Raw genomic sequence first — 17,025 nt, forward strand, 5'->3', positions numbered from 1 at the left:
GGCGTTACGGTCCTCAGGCCTCGAAGACCTCGTTGACCAGCTGCGTCTGCTCCGCCTGGTGACGCTTGGCCGAGCCGACCGCCGGGGACGAGCCGTGCGGCCGCGAGATGCGGCGCAGGCGCTCGCCGTGCGGCACGTCCGCGCCGACCGCGAGGTCCAGGTGGTCGATCAGGTTGAGCGCGATGAACGGCCACGCACCCTGGTTCGCCGGCTCCTCCTGCGCCCACAGGTACTTCTCGGCGTTCGGGTACTTCGCGATCTCGGCCTGGATCTCCGCACCCGGCAGCGGGTACAGGCGCTCCAGCCGGATGATCGCCGTCTCCGTGTCGCCGCGCTTCTCCCGCTCGGCGTCCAGGTCGTAGTACAGCTTGCCGGAGACGAAGACGACCTTGCGGACGTCCTCGGCCTTGACCGACACGTCGCCGATCACCGGGCGGAAGCCGCCGGTGGTGAACTCCTCGATGGACGAGGCCGCCGCCTTCAGACGCAGCATCGACTTCGGGGTGAAGACGATGAGCGGCTTGTGGTGCGGGTTGTGCACCTGCCAGCGCAGCAGGTGGAAGTAGTTCGACGGCAGGGTCGGCATCGCGACCGTCATGTTGTCCTGCGCGCACATCTGGAGGAAGCGCTCGGGGCGGGCGGAGCTGTGGTCCGGGCCCTGGCCCTCGTAGCCGTGCGGCAGCAGCAGCGTGACGCCGGAGGTCTGGCCCCACTTCTGCTCGGCCGAGGAGATGAACTCGTCCACGACGGTCTGCGCGCCGTTGACGAAGTCACCGAACTGGGCCTCCCAGATGACCAGCGACTCCGGACGGGCCAGCGAGTAGCCGTACTCGAAGCCCATCGCCGCGTACTCGCTGAGCAGCGAGTCGTAGACGTTGTAGCGGGCCTGGTCGTCCGCCAGGTACAGCAGCGGGGTGTAGTCCTCGCCGGTGACCTGGTCGACCAGGACCGCGTGGCGCTGGCCGAACGTGCCGCGGCGGGTGTCCTGGCCGGCGAGCCGGACCGGGGTGCCCTCCATCAGCAGCGAACCGATGGCCAGGGTCTCGCCCATGCCCCAGTCGATCGTGGCGTTCTCCACCGAGGCCGCGCGACGCTGCATCTGCGGCATCAGACGGGGGTGGACGGTGATCGACTCGGGGATGTTGACCTGGGACTCGGCGATCCGCTTGACGACCTCGGCGGAGACCGCCGTCTCCACGGCCACCGGGAACGCGGCCTGCGGCTCCGGCACGTGCGGGGACGCCGGCTGCGAGGTGGCCTCGCGGACCTCGGCGAACACCTTCTCCAGCTGACCCTGGAAGTCCTGGAGCGCCTGCTCCGCCTCTTCCAGCGTGATGTCGCCACGACCGATGAGGGACTCGGTGTAGAGCTTGCGCACCGAGCGCTTCTTGTCGATCAGGGTGTACATCTGCGGGTTGGTGAACTCCGGGTTGTCGCCCTCGTTGTGACCGCGGCGGCGGTAGCAGATGAGGTCGATCACGACGTCCTTGTTGAACGCCTGCCGGAACTCGAAGGCGAGCCGCGCGACGCGGACCACGGCCTCCGGGTCGTCGCCGTTGACGTGGATGATCGGCGCCTCGATCATGCGCGCCACGTCGGTGGCGTACATCGAGGAGCGCGAGGACTCCGGGGCGGCGGTGAAGCCGACCTGGTTGTTGATCACCACGTGCACGGTGCCGCCGGTGCGGTAGCCGCGCAGCTGCGACATGTTGAGCGTCTCGGCGACGACGCCCTGGCCCGCGAAGGCCGCGTCGCCGTGGAGCGCGACCGGCAGGACCGTGAAGTCCGTGCCGCCCTTGTTGATGATGTCCTGCTTGGCGCGGGCGATGCCCTCCAGGACCGGGTCGACCGCCTCCAGGTGCGAGGGGTTGGCGGCCAGCGAGACCTTGATCTGCTCGCCGTCCAGACCGGTGAAGGTGCCCTCGGCGCCCAGGTGGTACTTGACGTCGCCGGAGCCGTGCATGGAGCGCGGGTCGAGGTTGCCCTCGAACTCGCGGAAGATCTGCGCGTACGACTTGCCGACGATGTTCGCCAGGACGTTCAGCCGGCCGCGGTGGGCCATGCCGATGACGACCTCGTCGAGGCGGGCCTCGGCGGCGGAGTCGATGACCGCGTCGAGCAGCGGGATGACGGACTCGCCGCCCTCCAGCGAGAACCGCTTCTGGCCGACGTACTTCGTCTGCAGGAAGGTCTCGAACGCCTCCGCGGCGTTCAGCCGGCGCAGGATGCGCAGCTGCTCCTCGCGCTCGGGCTTCGGGCGCGGGCGCTCCACCCGGTCCTGGAGCCACTTGCGCTGCTTCGGGTCCTGGATGTGCATGAACTCGATGCCGGTGGTGCGGCAGTACGACTCACGGAGCACGCCGAGGATGTCGCGGAGCTTCATCATCGTCTTGCCGGCGAACCCGCCGACCGCGAAGTCCCGCTCCAGGTCCCACAGGGTGAGGCCGTGCTCGGTGATGTCCAGGTCGGGGTGCTTGCGCTGGTGGTACTCCAGCGGGTCGGTGTCGGCCATGACGTGGCCGCGGACCCGGTAGGAGTGGATCAGCTCGAAGACCCGCGCGGCCTTGGTGACGTCGTCGTCGTGCGAGGCGTCGATGTCCTTGAGCCAGCGGACCGGCTCGTAGGGGATGCGCAGCGCCTTGAAGATCTCGTCGTAGAACTCGTTCTCGCCGAGCAGCAGCTGGGACAGGACGCGCAGGAACTCGCCGGAGGCGGCGCCCTGGATGACCCGGTGGTCGTAGGTCGACGTGAGCGTCATGACCTTCGAGATGCCGAGCTTGTTGAGGGTGTCCTGCGAGGTGCCCTGGAACTCAGCCGGGTAGTCCATCGCGCCGACGCCCATGATGAGGCCCTGACCGGGCATCAGGCGGGGCACCGAGTGGACGGTGCCGATGCCGCCGGGGTTGGTCAGCGAGGCGGTGACGCCGGTGAAGTCGTCCATGCCGAGCTTGCCGATGCGGGCGCGCCGGACGATGTCCTCGTACGCCTGCCAGAACTCGAAGAAGTTGAGCGTCTCGGCCTTCTTGATGGCCGCGACGACCAGCTGGCGGTCGCCGTTCGGCTTCACCAGGTCGATGGCCAGACCCAGGTTGACGTGCTCCGGCTTGACCAGGGTCGGCTTGCCGTCCTTCTCCGCGAAGGAGTAGTTCATCGACGGCATGGCCTTGAGGGCCTGCACCATCGCGTACCCGATGAGGTGCGTGAAGGAGATCTTCCCGCCGCGGGCGCGCTTGAGGTGGTTGTTGATGACGATGCGGTTGTCGAAGAGCAGCTTCACCGGGACCGCGCGGACGGACGTGGCCGTCGGCAGCTCCAGCGAGGCGTTCATGTTCTTCGCGACGGCGGCCGAGGGGCCGCGCAGCGTCACGTACTCCGGACCCGCCGGGGCCTCGGTGGACTCGTCCGCCTTGGGCTTCGCCTTGGCGGGCGCGGCGGCGGGCTTCGCGGCCGCGGGCTTCGCCTCGGCGGGGGCGGCCTTCGCCGGAGCGGGCGCGGCCTTGGCCGGGGCCGGCTGCGCGGGGGCGGCCGGAGCGGCGGTGGGCGCGGCCTTCGCCGGAGCCGGAGCGGCTGCCGGAGCGGGCGCGGCCGGGGCGGCGGCCTCGGTCACCGGGGCCCCCGAGGCCCCGGGAGCGGGCTTGTCCGCCGTGCCGGCGGCACCCGGCTTGTAGTCGGCGAAGAAGTCCCACCAGGCACGATCGACCGAACTGGGGTCCTGGAGGTACTGCTGGTAGATCTCGTCGACGAGCCATTCATTGGCGCCGAAAGCCGCGGCCGGGTTGGTGCCCGGGCTGGCTTGGTCGGTCGAGACGCTGGAGTTACTGGGGGACTGAGACGACACGGCGGCAACCGCCCTCTTCCGCTTCACAAGGTGATGGACAGCGGAAATCAAGGCTACGCCCCCCGAACCGTTCCTTGCAGGCCGGGCCGGTGCTTCGTCGTGCACATCACATCGAAGGGCGGGTTTCGGCGCAGGAAATGGCGGGAAACAAGCGAGGTTCCACTGCACTTCGGGTACGCAGGACCGTGGACACGGCCCTGTGACCGCATCCCCTTGAGGCCCCTTGCTGGCAGGACATGTATGAACGTGCCCTTCCGGTTCGACCCTATGCCAACAAGACCGTCAGCCGCGCTGCTCGGGGATTCCCGGAAGGGTGACCTGGATCCGGCAGCCTCGTACGGATTCGGCCACACCGATCCGGCCGCCGTGCAGATCGACCGCCCACCGGGCGATGGCGAGCCCGAGGCCCGTCCCGCCGTCGCTGCCCGGGCCCTGCGGGGAGGGCGCCTGGCCCCGGTTGAAACGCTCGAACACCCGGTGGCGCTCCGCCTCCGGGATGCCCGGCCCCTCGTCGATGACTTCCAGCTCCAGCGACTCCGGACAGGCCCCGCGCCGCGCCAGCACCGTCACCCGGCCGTGCGGCGGGCTGTGCTTGACCGCGTTGTCGATGAGGTTCGCGACCACCTGGTGCAGCCGCTCGGCGTCCGCGTGCGCGGTGAGCTCCGGCGGCGAGACGTCCAGATGCAGATGGACGTCCGTACGGGAGTGATTGCCCGAACCCGACGACAGGCGTCGCTGGGAGGCGGCGAGATTCGCCTCCTTCAGTACGCCCGACAGATACGGCCACACCTCGAAACGGCGTGCCTTGAGTGCGACGACCCCGTTGTCCAGGCGCGACAGGTCCAGCAGTGTCTCGACCAGCCGGCCGAGCCGTTCCGTCTGTTTCAGCGCCGTGCGCATCGTCTCCGGATCGGCGGCGGACACCCCGTCCACCACGTTCTCCAGCACGGCTCTGAGCGCCGCGATGGGCGTGCGCAGCTCATGGCTGACATTGGCGACCAGCTCTTTTCGATGCCGGTCCTCCGCCTCCAGATCGTCCGCCATGCGGTTGATCGTCTGCGCCAGGTCGCCCAGTTCGTCCCGCCGCCCGGCGCCGCTCACCCGGCGCGTGTAGTCGCCGTGCGAGATCGACCGGGCCACCGCTCTCATCTCGTCCAGCGGCGCGGTCAGACCGTGCGCCACGAACTGGGTGATCAGCAGCGTGGCGATCACCGAGAACACGGTGATGAACTGGAACTCGGTCCGGGTCCGCAGGGCGACGATCAGCAGTCCGGTCGTGATGAACACCGAGACCACGACGAGCGTGCCCAGCTTGGCCTTGATGGAGAAGGGCCGCATTCCGGGCCCTGGCCACGTCACGGCGCCGGAGTCTCCAGGGCGTAGCCCACACCGTGCACGGTACGGATCCGCTCCGCGCCGATCTTCCGGCGCAGCGCCTTGATGTGGCTGTCGACCGTGCGGGTGCCCGAGGCGTCCGCCCAGTCCCACACCTCGGCCAGCAACTGCTCCCGGGAGAGCACCGCGCGCGGGGTGTTGGCGAGGCAGACCAGCAGGTCGAACTCGGTCGGCGTGAGGTGGACGTCCTCGGCGCGCACCCGGACCCGGCGCTGCGCGTGGTCGATCTCCAGCTCACCCAGGCGCAGTATCCCGCTGCGCGGGGTGACGGCGGCCAGCGCCGCCCGCTCCACCCGGCGCAGCAGCACGTGCACCCGGGCGGCCAGCTCCCGCATGGAGAACGGCTTGGTCATGTAGTCGTCGGCGCCGACCCCGAGCCCGACCAGCATGTCGGTCTCGTCGTCGCGTGCGGTGAGCATGAGCACCGGCACCGGGCGCGACGCCTGCACCCGGCGGCAGACCTCCAGGCCGTCGAAGCCCGGAAGCATGATGTCGAGCACCATCAGGTCGGGCTGCCAGGCCTCGGCCGCGTCCACGGCCGCGGGGCCGTCCAGCGCGGTCTGCACCAGGAAGCCCTCCGCCCGCAGCCGGGCGGAAATGGCGTCGACGATCGTGGCGTCGTCCTCGACCACCAGCACCCGGCGCTGAGCCCCCGGGGTGGCCGCGACGCCGTTGTGGGTGGTGTGTGTCTGTTCCATCGCCCCGCCCCTGCCCGTTCTCGCGGGGGCCATTCCCCCGCAAGGCACGGTCTTCGCTCGTGGATTTCGTGGGTGATCCCGTGTGCCGGTCAGCAGCGTAAAGGCAGCGGAGGCCTCCCGGCTACGCAGGGTGTTGCCCCGAGGTCATGAGTTCGGGCCGGACGGGCGGCCGGATCGTCGGCCTTGTGACGGTTGACCCGTGCCACCGCCGGGGCCACGCATACCGGGAGGGGGTTCAGCCGGCCCGGAGTGCGAGATGGACCACGTCGGGCACACCTCGGGCAACGGCCACTTCTTCCGTCCGAACCCCGCTGAACCCGGCATTCCGCAATGCCTGTTCGAAGGCGGGGGACGGCTGCGCGGACCAGACGGCGAGTACGCCGCCCGGGGTCAGCCGGTCGTGACAGTGCGCCAGACCGGCGGGGGAGTAGAGGCTTTCGTTGCTCTCCGTGACCGTCCAGTCGGGTCCGTTGTCGATGTCCAGGCAGAGCGCGTCGTAACGCTCCGTGGCGGTACGGAGGTGGGCGACCAGGTCCGTGTGCAGGATCCCGGTCCTGGGGTCGGCCAGCGCCGCTCCGGAGATCCGGTCCAGCGGCCCTTCCCGGTGCCAGTCCACGATCGCCTGCTCCCGCTCCACGACCACGATCCGCCCCCAGCGCTCCTCCTCGGCGGCCCGCACCAGGGAGAAGCCGACGCCCAGGCCGCCGATGAGCACGGAGGGGGCCGTCCGGCCGGCGGGCAGCGAGGCCAGCGCGACGTCGATCAGCAGCCGCTCGGAGCGCCCGTCGGAGGTGTCCATCAGGAAGCAGCCGTTGGCGATGATCTCGAAGTGCTCCCCGCGCTCGCGCAGGACGACCTCGCCGAAGGGGCCCTCCCGGCGGTCGAGGACGACGGGGGTGCCGGGGGAGCGCAGGGGCAGCGATTCCATCGGTTCGGGGGCGGTCGTCGCGGACATGATGCGGCTCTCCGGTATCCGGTCGTGGCGGTCGGTGCCCGCCCATCCTGGCCCGCTGTGGGGGCGGATGCCACCGCCTTTCCCGTTCCGGGGAGGGGAACAACCGCTCGCCTTCGAGTGCTGCCGTACGGGGAGGGGCGCCCTGGTGAAGGGGGTCGCCGCCGGGCTGATCGCTCAGAGCGAACACCGACCGGGGAACATTCGGCGACTCACAAGCATTGAGCCCACATAGCTCAACTTGCCTGCCGAAGGGGAGATCATGACTAACGAGTCCCAGGCGTTCACACCGATCGACCTGCCCGTGCTGCCGCTCGACGACGAGGTCGTCCTGCCCGGCATGGTGGTGCCGCTGGACCTGTCCGACGCCGAGGTGCGCGCCGCCGTCGAGGCCGCGCAGGCCGCGGCCCGCCCCGGCGGCGGCAAGCCCCAGGTGCTGCTGGTCCCGCGGATCGACGGCACGTACACGGGGACCGGTGTCCTCGGCACCGTCGAGCAGGTCGGACGCCTGTCGGACGGCGATCCGGGCGCCCTCATCCGGGCCCGTGACCGGGTCCGCATCGGCGCCGGGACCAGCGGTCCCGGCCGGGCGCTCTGGGTCGAGGGGACCGTGCTGGAGACCGCCGCCCCCGACCCGCTGCCCGGATCAGCCGCCGAGCTGGTCAAGGAGTACAAGGCGCTCGCCACCAGCTGGCTGAAGAAGCGCGGCGCCTGGCAGGTCGTGGACCGGGTCCAGCAGATCGACGACGTCTCCGCGCTCGCCGACAACTCCGGATACTCACCGTTCCTCTCCACCGCCCAGAAGGTCCAGCTCCTGGAGACCGTGGACCCGATCGCCCGGCTGAAGCTCGCCATCCAGTGGCTGAGCGAGCACCTCGCCGAACAGGACGTGGCCGAGTCCATCGCCAAGGACGTCCAGGACGGCGTCGACAAGCAGCAGCGCGAATTCCTGCTGCGCCGCCAGCTGGACGCCGTACGCAAGGAGCTCGCCGAGCTCAACGGCGACCCGGAGGACGAGTCCGACGACTACCGGGCCCGCGTCGAGGCCGCCGACCTGCCCGAGCACGTCCGCGAGGCCGCGCTCAAGGAGGTCGAGAAGCTGGAGCGGTCCAGCGACCAGTCGCCCGAGGGCTCCTGGATCCGGACCTGGCTGGACACCGTCCTCGAACTGCCCTGGACGGAGCGGACCGAGGACGCCTACGACATCCGCGGCGCCCAGGAGGTCCTGGACGCCGAGCACGCGGGCCTCGCCGATGTGAAGGAACGCATCACCGAGTACCTCGCGGTGCGCAAGCGGCGTGCCGACCGAGGACTGGGAGTCGTCGGCGGGCGTCGCGGCGGTGCCGTGCTCGCCCTCGTCGGTCCGCCCGGCGTCGGCAAGACCTCGCTCGGCGAGTCCGTCGCGCACGCCATGGGCCGCAAGTTCGTCCGTGTCGCGCTCGGCGGTGTCCGGGACGAGGCGGAGATCCGCGGGCACCGGCGCACGTACGTCGGCGCGCTCCCCGGCCGCATCGTGCGGGCCATCAAGGAGGCCGGTTCGATGAACCCGGTCGTCCTGCTCGACGAGATCGACAAGGTCGGCTCCGACTTCCGGGGCGACCCGGCCGCCGCCCTCCTCGAAGTCCTCGACCCGGCGCAGAACCACACCTTCCGCGACCACTACCTGGAGGTCGAGCTCGACCTCAGCGACGTGGTCTTCCTGGCCACCGCCAACGTGCTCGAAGCCATCCCGGAGGCCCTGCTCGACCGCATGGAGCTGGTCCGCCTCGACGGCTACACCGAGGACGAGAAGGTCGTCATCGCCCGGGACCACCTGCTTCCGCGCCAGCTGGAGCGGGCCGGTCTGGAGAAGGACGAGGTCGCCCTGGAGGAGTCGGCGCTGCGCAAGCTGGCCGGCGAGTACACCCGTGAGGCGGGCGTGCGGAACCTGGAGCGGGCGGTCGCCCGGCTGCTCCGCAAGGTCGCGGCCCAGCACGAACTGGGCGACCGTGAGCTGCCGTTCACGGTGACCGACGCGGATCTGCGCGGCCTGATCGGGCGTCCGCACCACGTGCCCGAGTCCGCCCAGGATCCGGCCGAGCGCCGCACCGCGGTGCCGGGTGTGGCCACCGGGCTCGCGGTGACCGGGGCGGGCGGTGACGTCCTCTTCGTCGAGGCGTCGCTCGCCGACCCGGAGACCGGGGCGTCCGGACTGACCCTGACCGGTCAGCTCGGGGACGTCATGAAGGAGTCGGCGCAGATCGCGCTGAGTTTCCTGCGGTCGCACGGCGCGGAGCTGGAGCTGCCGGTCGCGGACCTGAAGGACCGGGGCGTGCACGTCCACTTCCCGGCGGGCGCGGTCCCCAAGGACGGTCCGAGCGCCGGCATCACGCTGACGACCGCGCTGGCCTCGCTGCTCTCCGGACGCCTGGTCCGTACGGATGTGGCGATGACCGGTGAGGTGTCGTTGACCGGGCGGGTGCTGCCGATCGGCGGCGTCAAGCAGAAGCTGCTTGCCGCGCACCGGGCGGGCATCACGACCGTGGTGATCCCCCAGCGCAACGAGGCCGACCTCGACGACGTCCCGGCCGAGGTGCTGGAGAAGCTGGACGTCCACCCGGTCACCGACGTCCGCCAGGTGCTGGAGATCGCCCTCGCCCCGGCCACGGCCCCGGCCGAGAGGATCCCGGCCGCGGCCTGAGTGCCACGCAGTGACGGGCGCGGCATCAGGTACGCGACCGGTACGGACGGCCCGCTTCCCGCTGCGGCGGGGGGCGGGCCGTTCCGCGTGCCCGGGGCAGGACACCGGCACGCGGCTCAGGGGCGGTAGATCGTGCCCGGCTGCGGCTCGGCGGGAGCCATCAGCTCGGGGACGGTCACGAGGGTGTAGCCGTCTTTCCGGAGCGCGTCGATGATCCCGGGCACGGCGGGGACGGTGCCCTTGTAGATGTCGTGCAGCAGGATGACGCCGTCCTTGCTCGCCTGGTCCAGGATCCGCTTCTTGATCAGCACGGAGTCGTTGGTCGAGTAGTCCTTGGCGGTGGCGCTCCACAGCACCTGGGAGAGCCCGAGGTCCTTGCTGATGTCCGAGACCGTGTCGTCGGTGCGGCCCTGCGGCGGACGCATCAGCCGGGGCTTCCTGCCGGTGATCTTCTCGATGGCCACCTGGGTCTTCTCCAGCTCGGCCCGTATCTCGTCCGGCTTCCGGTCGGTCAGCACCTGGTGCGTCCAGGTGTGGTTGGCGACCTCGTGGCCCTCGTCCTCGATCCGCCGCACCACCTCGGGGTGCTTGACGACGTGGTGCTTGCCCAGCAGGAAGAAGGTGGCGTGCACCTTCTTCTCCTTGAGGATGTCCAGCAGTCTCGGCGTGTCCTCGCCCGGGCCCGCGTCGAAGGTCAGGGCGATGCACGTGGCCTTGCGGCAGTCGACCGGCCCGAACGCACCCTTGGCGTCGGACGCCGCCTCCCCGCGTGCCGAACCCGGCGCGGTGGTCTCCATCGAGCAGCCGCTCAACGTCAGTGTGAGCGCCGTCACCAGCGCCGCGGCCAACCCCATCCCGGGCAACGGCATCTTTCCGGGCACGACGCATCACTCCTCTGTACGGGGAATCCCGCACAGGAGTGCGGTACGGCGATGACTATACATAGTGTGTATACATCGAGTGCATAGTGAGGGTGGGGGGGCGGCGCCTGGCCCCCGATCGGGGCCGGGCCGGCGTGGTCGGTCCGCTCCTGCGAAATACTGGCCGAGCTGCGGCGATGACCGGCCGCGGCAGCAGCTTTCATCGGCAGGGAACCGTACGAGGGGTACTGACGTGCGCGGAGACGACAGCGGGCCGGAGCCGGGCGCACCCGAGGAGCCGGGCGCACCCGACGTGAGCGGCGTGGACCATGAATTCCTGGCGCTGGAGCGTGAGCTGGCCGTGTTCCTGCGCCGGGCGCGCGCCAGCTCGGGCGAGATGGCCCGGGAGGTCCACCCCGAACTGGAGCCCGCCGCCTACGGTCTGCTCGTCCGTCTGGAGGCGGCGGGCCGGCAGCGGGCCACCGAACTGGCCGCCTACTTCGGCGTCGGCAAGGCCACCATGAGCCGCCAGCTCCACTCGCTGGAGAACCTCGGGCTGGTGGCCCGCGAACCCGATCCCGCCGACGGGCGCGCCTGGCTCGTCCACCTCACCGACGACGGCCTGGCCCGCTTCCGCAGCGTCCGGGACGCCCGCCGCGGGCGCTACGTGCGCAAGCTCGCCGGCTGGGACCGGGCCGAGGTCGCCGAGCTGGCCCGGCTCCTGCACCAGCTGAACGCCCGCGCGGAGAGCTGACCGGGCTTCCGGCTGTCCGTCAGGCCAGCTCCACCAGGAGCGCGGTCGCGTCGTCGTGCGTCTTGCCGCGCCGCAGCCGTACGCGCCCGGCCGCCGCGTCGGCCTCCTCCAGCTCCCGCACCCGGTCGATCAGCCCCTGCGGCCCCGCCTTCCGCAGCAGCCCCAGCGTGTCCGCCCAGTCGCCCTCGCCGAACACCTCCGTCCAGCGGGCCGCGCCGTCCGTGAGGGCGGCCAGCGCCCGGACCTCCGCCGCCGGGACACGGCCCGTCACCGCGCGCGAGGCCACCGCCGGATCGGCGGCGGCCGTGAAGAAGCCGCCCTCCTTGTTGCGCACGGTGGCGTCGGCGATCTCGTTCGAGGCGAGCGAACCCGGCGGCAGCCGCGTCAGCCGGTCGTCCAGAATCGCCCGGACCGCACCGCCGGGGGACTCCAGCAACAGGACCGAGTCGGACAGCACCAGGTACTCGATCGCGCGTTCGCCCCAACGCGCCAGGGCCACGGTCGCCTGAGGCGTACGCACGTGAGAAAGGTCACAGGTGACCCGATGGGCCTCGGCTGTACGGGAGATGGCCGCGGCCAGGATCTCGGCCAGGGTCAGATCAGGGCGGGAACCGGACAGTTCCACCAGCGCACCGCCCAGCCGCGCGGTGAACCACGGGACCGAGTGCACACAACCGTCGTTCTCCCGCGGCGGGGTGACACCGTCGAGCAGTACCAGCACACCACCCTGGCCGGACGCGGGAAGAGACCCGGACACCCAGTCCTCGTTGGGGCGTTCGGGACTGCCGGGAACGGTGGCGAGTTCGATGCGCATACCGCCAGTCTGCACGAGCCCTTCACCATCCCGGCACGCGGCCGAAGATGGCCTGTACCAGCAGGTCAACGCGGGCGCACGGGACGAAAGGAGGTGCTCCGGGGAGCGTGCGGGCGGGCATCCTGCCAAAGGCGGAGCGGAAGTTCCACCCCGTGGTCCACGCATGGTCAGGGGTCCGGTGGGGGAGACTTGTTCGCCAACTCCAGAGTGATGTTCACTCCTTCGAGTGGCGGAGCGGTTGATGCGCGCCCCCCTCTCATAAGCGCTGGAATGGTCGGAAGCCGTACCAGGAGCGGGGCGCCCTTCCATGTGACCGTGCGTCACCTCTGCTTCAAGGGTGGACGAGTCAAGATTGCGAGCACCGGTGCAGAAGAAGCGGCCGCGGAGCAAGGGCACGACGCGCGACGGTTCCGGGGCGACGCCTCCGGCACCCGGTGCGGACAAGCGGACCGTGCGGGTGCGCAGCCGACTGGTCGCCGGGGTCGCGGTCGTCGGCGTCATCGTCGTGGCGGCGGGCACCCCCGCCGTGCTCGGAGCCTCCGCCGATCTCACCGAGTCCCAGCGGCTGGTCACCCTCGCCGAGCTGAACCAGCAGGCGGTCACCCTCGGGCACTCCCTCGCCGACGAGCGCGACGCCGTCACCGCGTACATCGCCGCCGGCCGTGCCGAGGAAGGCGACGACGGAGACGGCGCGCAGAACCGCACCGCCCGCACCACCCGCGTCGACCAGCAGATCGACGAGATCCACGAGGCGGCCTCCGCGGCCCTGCGCCGGGACCTCTCGACGGTCCCCTCCCTGCGCCGCTCCGCGCTGACCGGCAAGGGCTCGGCCCTGGAGGCGCACCAGGCGTACTCCGACCTCATCGCCAAGCTGCACGGCATCGCCGCCGAACTCGCGGAGAAGACCCCGCCGCGCGCCGCCGACGCCACCCGGGCCCCGCTCACCCTCGGCGGCGCCTCCGAACAGGCCTCCGCCACCCGCGGGCTCCTCCTCGCCGCGCTCGCCGTGCCGAGCCCCGAGCCGACGGCCCCGCAGACCGACCCCTTCACCGGGCTGCCCGTGCAGACCCAGGACGAGGGCGCCACCCGGGCCGACCGCGAACGCGACGAGCTGAGTGCAGCCGCCCAGCAGGCCCGGGTACGGGAGCTGGCCGCGCTCGCCGACTTCGACCAGGCGGCGGACCCGGAGGCCCGTGACAAGCTCTCCGCCACCGTCACCGGCTCCCAGGTCAACGACGCCGAGAAGTACCTCACCCGCCTCACCGACCGCCCCGAGCTGTCGGAAGCGGACCGCAAGGTCAGCCCCCGGAAGCTGGAGGCCGCGCTCTCCGCCCGCGTCGACCGGGTGCGCAGCGTCGAGTCCGCCCTGACCACCGGCCAGGTCCAGCACCTGGAGGGGCTGCGCGACGACGACGTCACCGCCCTCGAACTGGCCATCGCCCTGCTCGGCGGCTGCTTCCTGCTCGCCGTCGGCGTCTCCACCGCCGTCGCCCGCACCCTCACCCAGCCACTGGCCGTCCTGCGCATCGGCGCCGCGCGCCTGGCCGAGGACCCCGAGAACGCCGAACCGGTCCGCTACACCGGCCGCAACGACGAGTTCGCCCAGGTCGTCCGGTCGATGAACGCCCTGCACGGCCGGCTCACCGCCCTCCACCAGGACCTCGGCGGACGCGTCGAGAGCCTCACCGCCGAACGCTCCGGCCTGATCAAGAGCCGCGAGTCCCTGGCGCAGCAGCGGACCGAACTGCAGGAGCGGACCGCCGAGCTCGCCACCCAGCTGGGACAGCTCAAGAACACGGTCCACCACACCTTCGTCAACCTCTCGCTGCGCACCCTCGGCCTCGTCGAGCGGCAGCTCGGCGTCATCGAGGGCCTGGAGGAGCGCGAGCAGGACCCGGAGCGCCTGGCCACCCTCTTCAAGCTCGACCACATGGCCACGGTCATGCGCCGCCACAGCGAGAACATGCTCGTCCTCGCGGGCGCCGAGCACGGCCACGGCCACGCCGGGCCGATCCCGCTGGTCGACGTGGCGCGCGCCGCCGTCAGCGAGATCGAGCGGTACGAACGGGTCACCATCCAGTCCCTGCCGCCGCACGCCCAGATCGCCGGGTTCGCCGCCGACGACCTCAGCCACCTGCTGGCCGAACTCCTGGAGAACGCCACCTCCTTCTCCCCGCCGGACTCCCATGTCGAGCTGGCCGGCTGGCTGCTGGAGAGCGGCGAGGTGATGCTCTCCGTGTCGGACGAGGGCATCGGCATGTCGACGGTCCGGATGGACGAGCTGAATGCCAGGCTGGCCGACCCGGCCTCGTTCGAGGCCGGTGAGCAGAATGCCGACGGCGCCGGACTCGGTCTCCAGGTGACGTCGCTGCTGGCCGCCCGGCACGGGGTGCGGGTCCAGCTGCGCGAGCAGAAGGGGAGTGGAGTGACGGCCGTCGTCGTCCTGCCGCAGGCCCTGCTGCCCAAGACGCTGCCCGCCGCCACCCCGCCCGCCGTGCAACTGCCCGGCGACGCGCCCACGCTCAACCTCCCGGGCTCGGTGGCCGAAGCCAACTCCAACGCCCTGCCCAGCCGTTCCCCGCAGCCGGCCGCGCTGCCCGAGCCGGCGGCCGACGCGGAGAACATCCACGACGAGGGCGCCGGGACGCCCGCCGAGCCCGGCCCGGCCGAAGCCGACCCGATGATCGCCGCCGCCGAGCGGACGATCCGCGAGAACGCCGACGCCTCCGAGAGCGCCGACGCCGGGAGCGCCCCGGCCGAGAACGCCGACGAGAGCCCGGAAGCCACCGCCGTACCGCCGCAGGACCAGACGCAGGAGGTCCGGCAGCCGGTCGCGGAAGCCGGGACCGACGCGGACGCCGGCGCGGACACCGACGCCGAGTCGGAGTCCGAGATCACGCTGCAGGTCCGGCTGCCGAAGCCGCCCGCGGCCCCGGCGGAAGAGGCCGCACCGTCCGCCGACCCGTACGCCATCGGCCCCGACCGCCACGAGCGCCCGGCCGAGACCGGACCCGGCGCCCAGGACCCGGACGGGCCCGCGTTCCGCCCCGCTCCCCGCGCCGAGGCAGCCGAAGCGCCCGAGGCGATCGCAGCGCCCGACGCCCCCGCCGAGACCGTCCCCGGCCCCCGCCGTCCCGAGGCCGGCCGCGTCACCGACAAGGGACTGCCGAAGCGCACCCCCAAGGTGGTCCGGCCGGACGACGCGACCCCCGCCCCCGGACGCACCGGCAGCCTCGACCGGGACGCGCTGCGCCGCCGGCTCGGCAGCTTCCACCAGGCGGCGAAGGAGGGCCGGCGCGACGTCGAGGCCGAGATCGCCGAGACCGGCGGCATCGCCGTCGCCGGGCCCGGGAGCGTACCCACGGGGCGTACGGGGCACGAGAGCACCACCGCGCACACCACAGGCGCCGCACAGGACACACGGAACGAAGAGACGGGGGACACAGTCGAGGAGGCACGCAGTTGACTGCGCCCAGCACATTCGGGCTGAGTACCGAGGCCCGGAACCTTCACTGGTTGCTGAGCAATCTCGTGGAGGAGGTGCCAGGGGTCCACTCGGTCACCGTCGTCTCGTCCGACGGCCTGATGCTGCTCTCCTCCGACCCCGGCCATCACCAGGCGAAGGCCGCCGGACCGTCGGACGGCCCCAAGGGATCCAGCGCCGACCTGGCCACGATCGTCTCCGGCATCGGTTCGCTGACCGTCGGCGCCGCGAAGCTGATGGACGGCGGCGGCGTCAAACAGACGATGGTCGCCATGGACGAGGGCAGTGTCTTCGTCATGTCGATCAGCGACGGCTCCCTCCTCGGCGTCCACGCCACCCCGGACTGCGACATGAGCGTCGTCGCGTACCACATGGCCCTCTTCGTCGGCCGGGCCGGACACGTCCTCACCCCCGAACTCCGCAGTGAGCTGCGCACATCGATGGAGAGCGCCCTGTGACCACCGCCGCAGCGGAACCCGCCCCCCGGCTCCCCGTCCGCGGGGCCGACAAGCGCCCCGCCCGGGTCCGCCCGTACTCCCTCACCGGCGGCCGCACCCGGTTCGGGCACGTCCTGCTGGTCGAGACGTTCGTCGCCGCCCTCGAAGCACCCGAGGAGCGCCGCGAACTCACCAACGGCAACCTCGCCTCGCGGGTCATGCCGGAGCTCCAGGCCATCGTCGAACTCTGCCGCCGCATGCGTACGGTCGCGGAGATCTCGGCCCTGTTGAAGATGCCGCTCGGAGTCGTCCGGGTGCTGCTCAGCGACCTGGCCGACCAAGGAAAGATCCGCGTGTACGGAACCGGTCACGGCACCGGCCAGCCCGACCGCGCACTGCTCGAAAGGGTGCTCAATGGACTCCGCCGTCTCTGAGGCGCCGCTCTTCGCCCCGCGCCAGCCGGGCTCCCGGGACGACCGGCCGTCGCGGCCCCAGGAGCAGGCCGAGGAGTCCCTCCAGGCCTGGCAGCTCGACCACACCCGCGCCCCCACCGCCACCAAGATCGTGGTGGCGGGCGGATTCGGCGTCGGCAAGACGACGTTCGTCGGCTCGGTCTCCGAGATCACACCGCTCCAGACCGAAGCGCTGATGACCCAGGCCAGCGAGGAGACCGACGACCTCTCCGCGACACCGGAGAAGACCACCACGACGGTGGCCATGGACTTCGGCCGTCTCACCCTCGACGACGACCTCGTCCTGTACGTCTTCGGCACCCCGGGCCAGCAGCGCTTCTGGTTCATGTGGGACGACCTGGTGCGCGGGGCGATCGGCGCGGTCGTCCTCGCCGACACTCGGCGTCTGGAGGACTGCTTCCCGGCGCTCGACTACTTCGAGAGCTGCGGCCTGCCCTACATCGTGGCGGTCAACCACTTCGAGGGGACGCCCGGTTACGAGGCGGAGGACGTCAGGGAGGCCCTGACCGTACCTCCGCAGGTGCCGATAGTGATCATGGACGCGCGTAACAGGATCACGGTCGTCGAGTCACTGCTGGCCCTCGTGGGCCATGCTCTCGACGTCACCCCCGCCTGACGCCTCGAATTCAGAAACGACGGA

At 71.4% G+C, this 17,025-nt stretch carries 12 protein-coding genes; 6 read left to right on the top strand and 6 right to left on the bottom strand.

The genetic code is table 11. The annotated features are described in order from the left end of the window. Window positions 1-13: 13 nt before the first annotated feature. The 4 genes from WQO_RS24320 to WQO_RS24335 all read right to left on the bottom strand — a co-directional run bounded on the left by WQO_RS24320 (window position 14) and on the right by WQO_RS24335 (window position 6,886). Window positions 14-3,838 carry a multifunctional oxoglutarate decarboxylase/oxoglutarate dehydrogenase thiamine pyrophosphate-binding subunit/dihydrolipoyllysine-residue succinyltransferase subunit gene (locus tag WQO_RS24320; protein ID WP_010061465.1) on the bottom strand — a complete coding sequence of 1,275 codons (3,825 nt, stop codon included), beginning with the start codon at window positions 3,836-3,838 and terminating at the stop codon, window positions 14-16. 282 nt (window positions 3,839-4,120) lie between these two features. Further along, window positions 4,121-5,197, bottom strand: coding sequence for a HAMP domain-containing sensor histidine kinase (locus tag WQO_RS24325; RefSeq protein WP_029182362.1), 1,077 nt, complete (start codon window positions 5,195-5,197; stop codon window positions 4,121-4,123). After that, a complete protein-coding gene (locus WQO_RS24330) occupies window positions 5,194-5,931 on the bottom strand; it encodes a response regulator transcription factor (RefSeq protein ID WP_010061462.1) in 738 nt (245 codons plus the stop codon). The genes WQO_RS24325 and WQO_RS24330 overlap by 4 nt, the downstream gene beginning before the upstream one ends. A gap of 235 nt (window positions 5,932-6,166) precedes the next feature. After that, window positions 6,167-6,886, bottom strand: a complete 720-nt coding sequence (locus WQO_RS24335) for a spermidine synthase family protein (RefSeq protein ID WP_010061461.1) — start codon at window positions 6,884-6,886, stop codon at window positions 6,167-6,169. Window positions 6,887-7,145: 259 nt separating this feature from the next. Between WQO_RS24335 and lon the strand changes: the two genes are divergently transcribed. Continuing rightward, window positions 7,146-9,563, top strand: a complete 2,418-nt coding sequence (gene lon, locus WQO_RS24340; protein WP_010061460.1) for an endopeptidase La — start codon at window positions 7,146-7,148, stop codon at window positions 9,561-9,563. A 116-nt stretch (window positions 9,564-9,679) separates the two neighbouring features. Here the strand turns inward: lon and WQO_RS24345 are convergent, their stop codons facing one another. Beyond that, window positions 9,680-10,432, bottom strand: a complete 753-nt coding sequence (locus WQO_RS24345) for a polysaccharide deacetylase family protein (RefSeq protein ID WP_050992314.1) — start codon at window positions 10,430-10,432, stop codon at window positions 9,680-9,682. A gap of 244 nt (window positions 10,433-10,676) precedes the next feature. Between WQO_RS24345 and WQO_RS24350 the strand changes: the two genes are divergently transcribed. After that, complete coding sequence (locus tag WQO_RS24350) at window positions 10,677-11,177, top strand: MarR family winged helix-turn-helix transcriptional regulator (protein ID WP_010061458.1); 501 nt, start codon at window positions 10,677-10,679, stop codon at window positions 11,175-11,177. A gap of 19 nt (window positions 11,178-11,196) precedes the next feature. Here the strand turns inward: WQO_RS24350 and WQO_RS24355 are convergent, their stop codons facing one another. Next, window positions 11,197-11,991, bottom strand: a complete 795-nt coding sequence (locus WQO_RS24355; protein ID WP_058954085.1) for a hypothetical protein — start codon at window positions 11,989-11,991, stop codon at window positions 11,197-11,199. A gap of 364 nt (window positions 11,992-12,355) precedes the next feature. On the opposite strand from WQO_RS24355, the gene WQO_RS24360 reads away from it, so the two are divergent. Genes WQO_RS24360 through WQO_RS24375 form a run of 4 tightly spaced genes read left to right on the top strand, consistent with a single transcriptional unit; the run spans window position 12,356 to window position 17,001 of the window. Beyond that, window positions 12,356-15,457 (top strand): sensor histidine kinase, encoded by a 3,102-nt coding sequence (locus WQO_RS24360; protein WP_010061455.1) that lies wholly within the window; start codon window positions 12,356-12,358, stop codon window positions 15,455-15,457. Then, window positions 15,454-15,933 (top strand): roadblock/LC7 domain-containing protein, encoded by a 480-nt coding sequence (locus WQO_RS24365; protein ID WP_029182359.1) that lies wholly within the window; start codon window positions 15,454-15,456, stop codon window positions 15,931-15,933. Before WQO_RS24360 ends, WQO_RS24365 begins: the two co-directional genes overlap by 4 nt. Further along, window positions 15,930-16,346: a DUF742 domain-containing protein gene (locus tag WQO_RS24370; RefSeq protein ID WP_006127542.1), complete on the top strand. Its 417-nt coding sequence runs from the start codon at window positions 15,930-15,932 to the stop codon at window positions 16,344-16,346. Before WQO_RS24365 ends, WQO_RS24370 begins: the two co-directional genes overlap by 4 nt. Next, the gene (locus tag WQO_RS24375; RefSeq protein WP_010061453.1) at window positions 16,327-17,001 is read left to right on the top strand and encodes a GTP-binding protein; all 675 of its coding nucleotides are present in this window, start codon (window positions 16,327-16,329) and stop codon (window positions 16,999-17,001) included. Before WQO_RS24370 ends, WQO_RS24375 begins: the two co-directional genes overlap by 20 nt. The last annotated feature ends 24 nt before the right edge of the window (window positions 17,002-17,025 follow it).

The organism is Streptomyces globisporus C-1027 (assembly GCF_000261345.2).
Lineage (GTDB): Bacteria > Actinomycetota > Actinomycetes > Streptomycetales > Streptomycetaceae > Streptomyces > Streptomyces pakalii.

Excerpts from the sequence above, each read along its gene's own strand:
- WQO_RS24355 (WP_058954085.1), bottom strand. The coding sequence starts at position 11,991 with ATGCGCATCGAACTCGCCACCGTTCCCGGCAGTCCCGAACGCCCCAAC.
- WQO_RS24335 (WP_010061461.1), bottom strand. The coding sequence starts at position 6,886 with ATGTCCGCGACGACCGCCCCCGAACCGATGGAATCGCTGCCCCTGCGC.
- WQO_RS24345 (WP_050992314.1), bottom strand. The coding sequence starts at position 10,432 with ATGCCGTTGCCCGGGATGGGGTTGGCCGCGGCGCTGGTGACGGCGCTC.
- WQO_RS24330 (WP_010061462.1), bottom strand. The coding sequence starts at position 5,931 with ATGGAACAGACACACACCACCCACAACGGCGTCGCGGCCACCCCGGGG.
- lon (WP_010061460.1), top strand. The coding sequence starts at position 7,146 with ATGACTAACGAGTCCCAGGCGTTCACACCGATCGACCTGCCCGTGCTG.
- WQO_RS24375 (WP_010061453.1), top strand. The coding sequence starts at position 16,327 with ATGGACTCCGCCGTCTCTGAGGCGCCGCTCTTCGCCCCGCGCCAGCCG.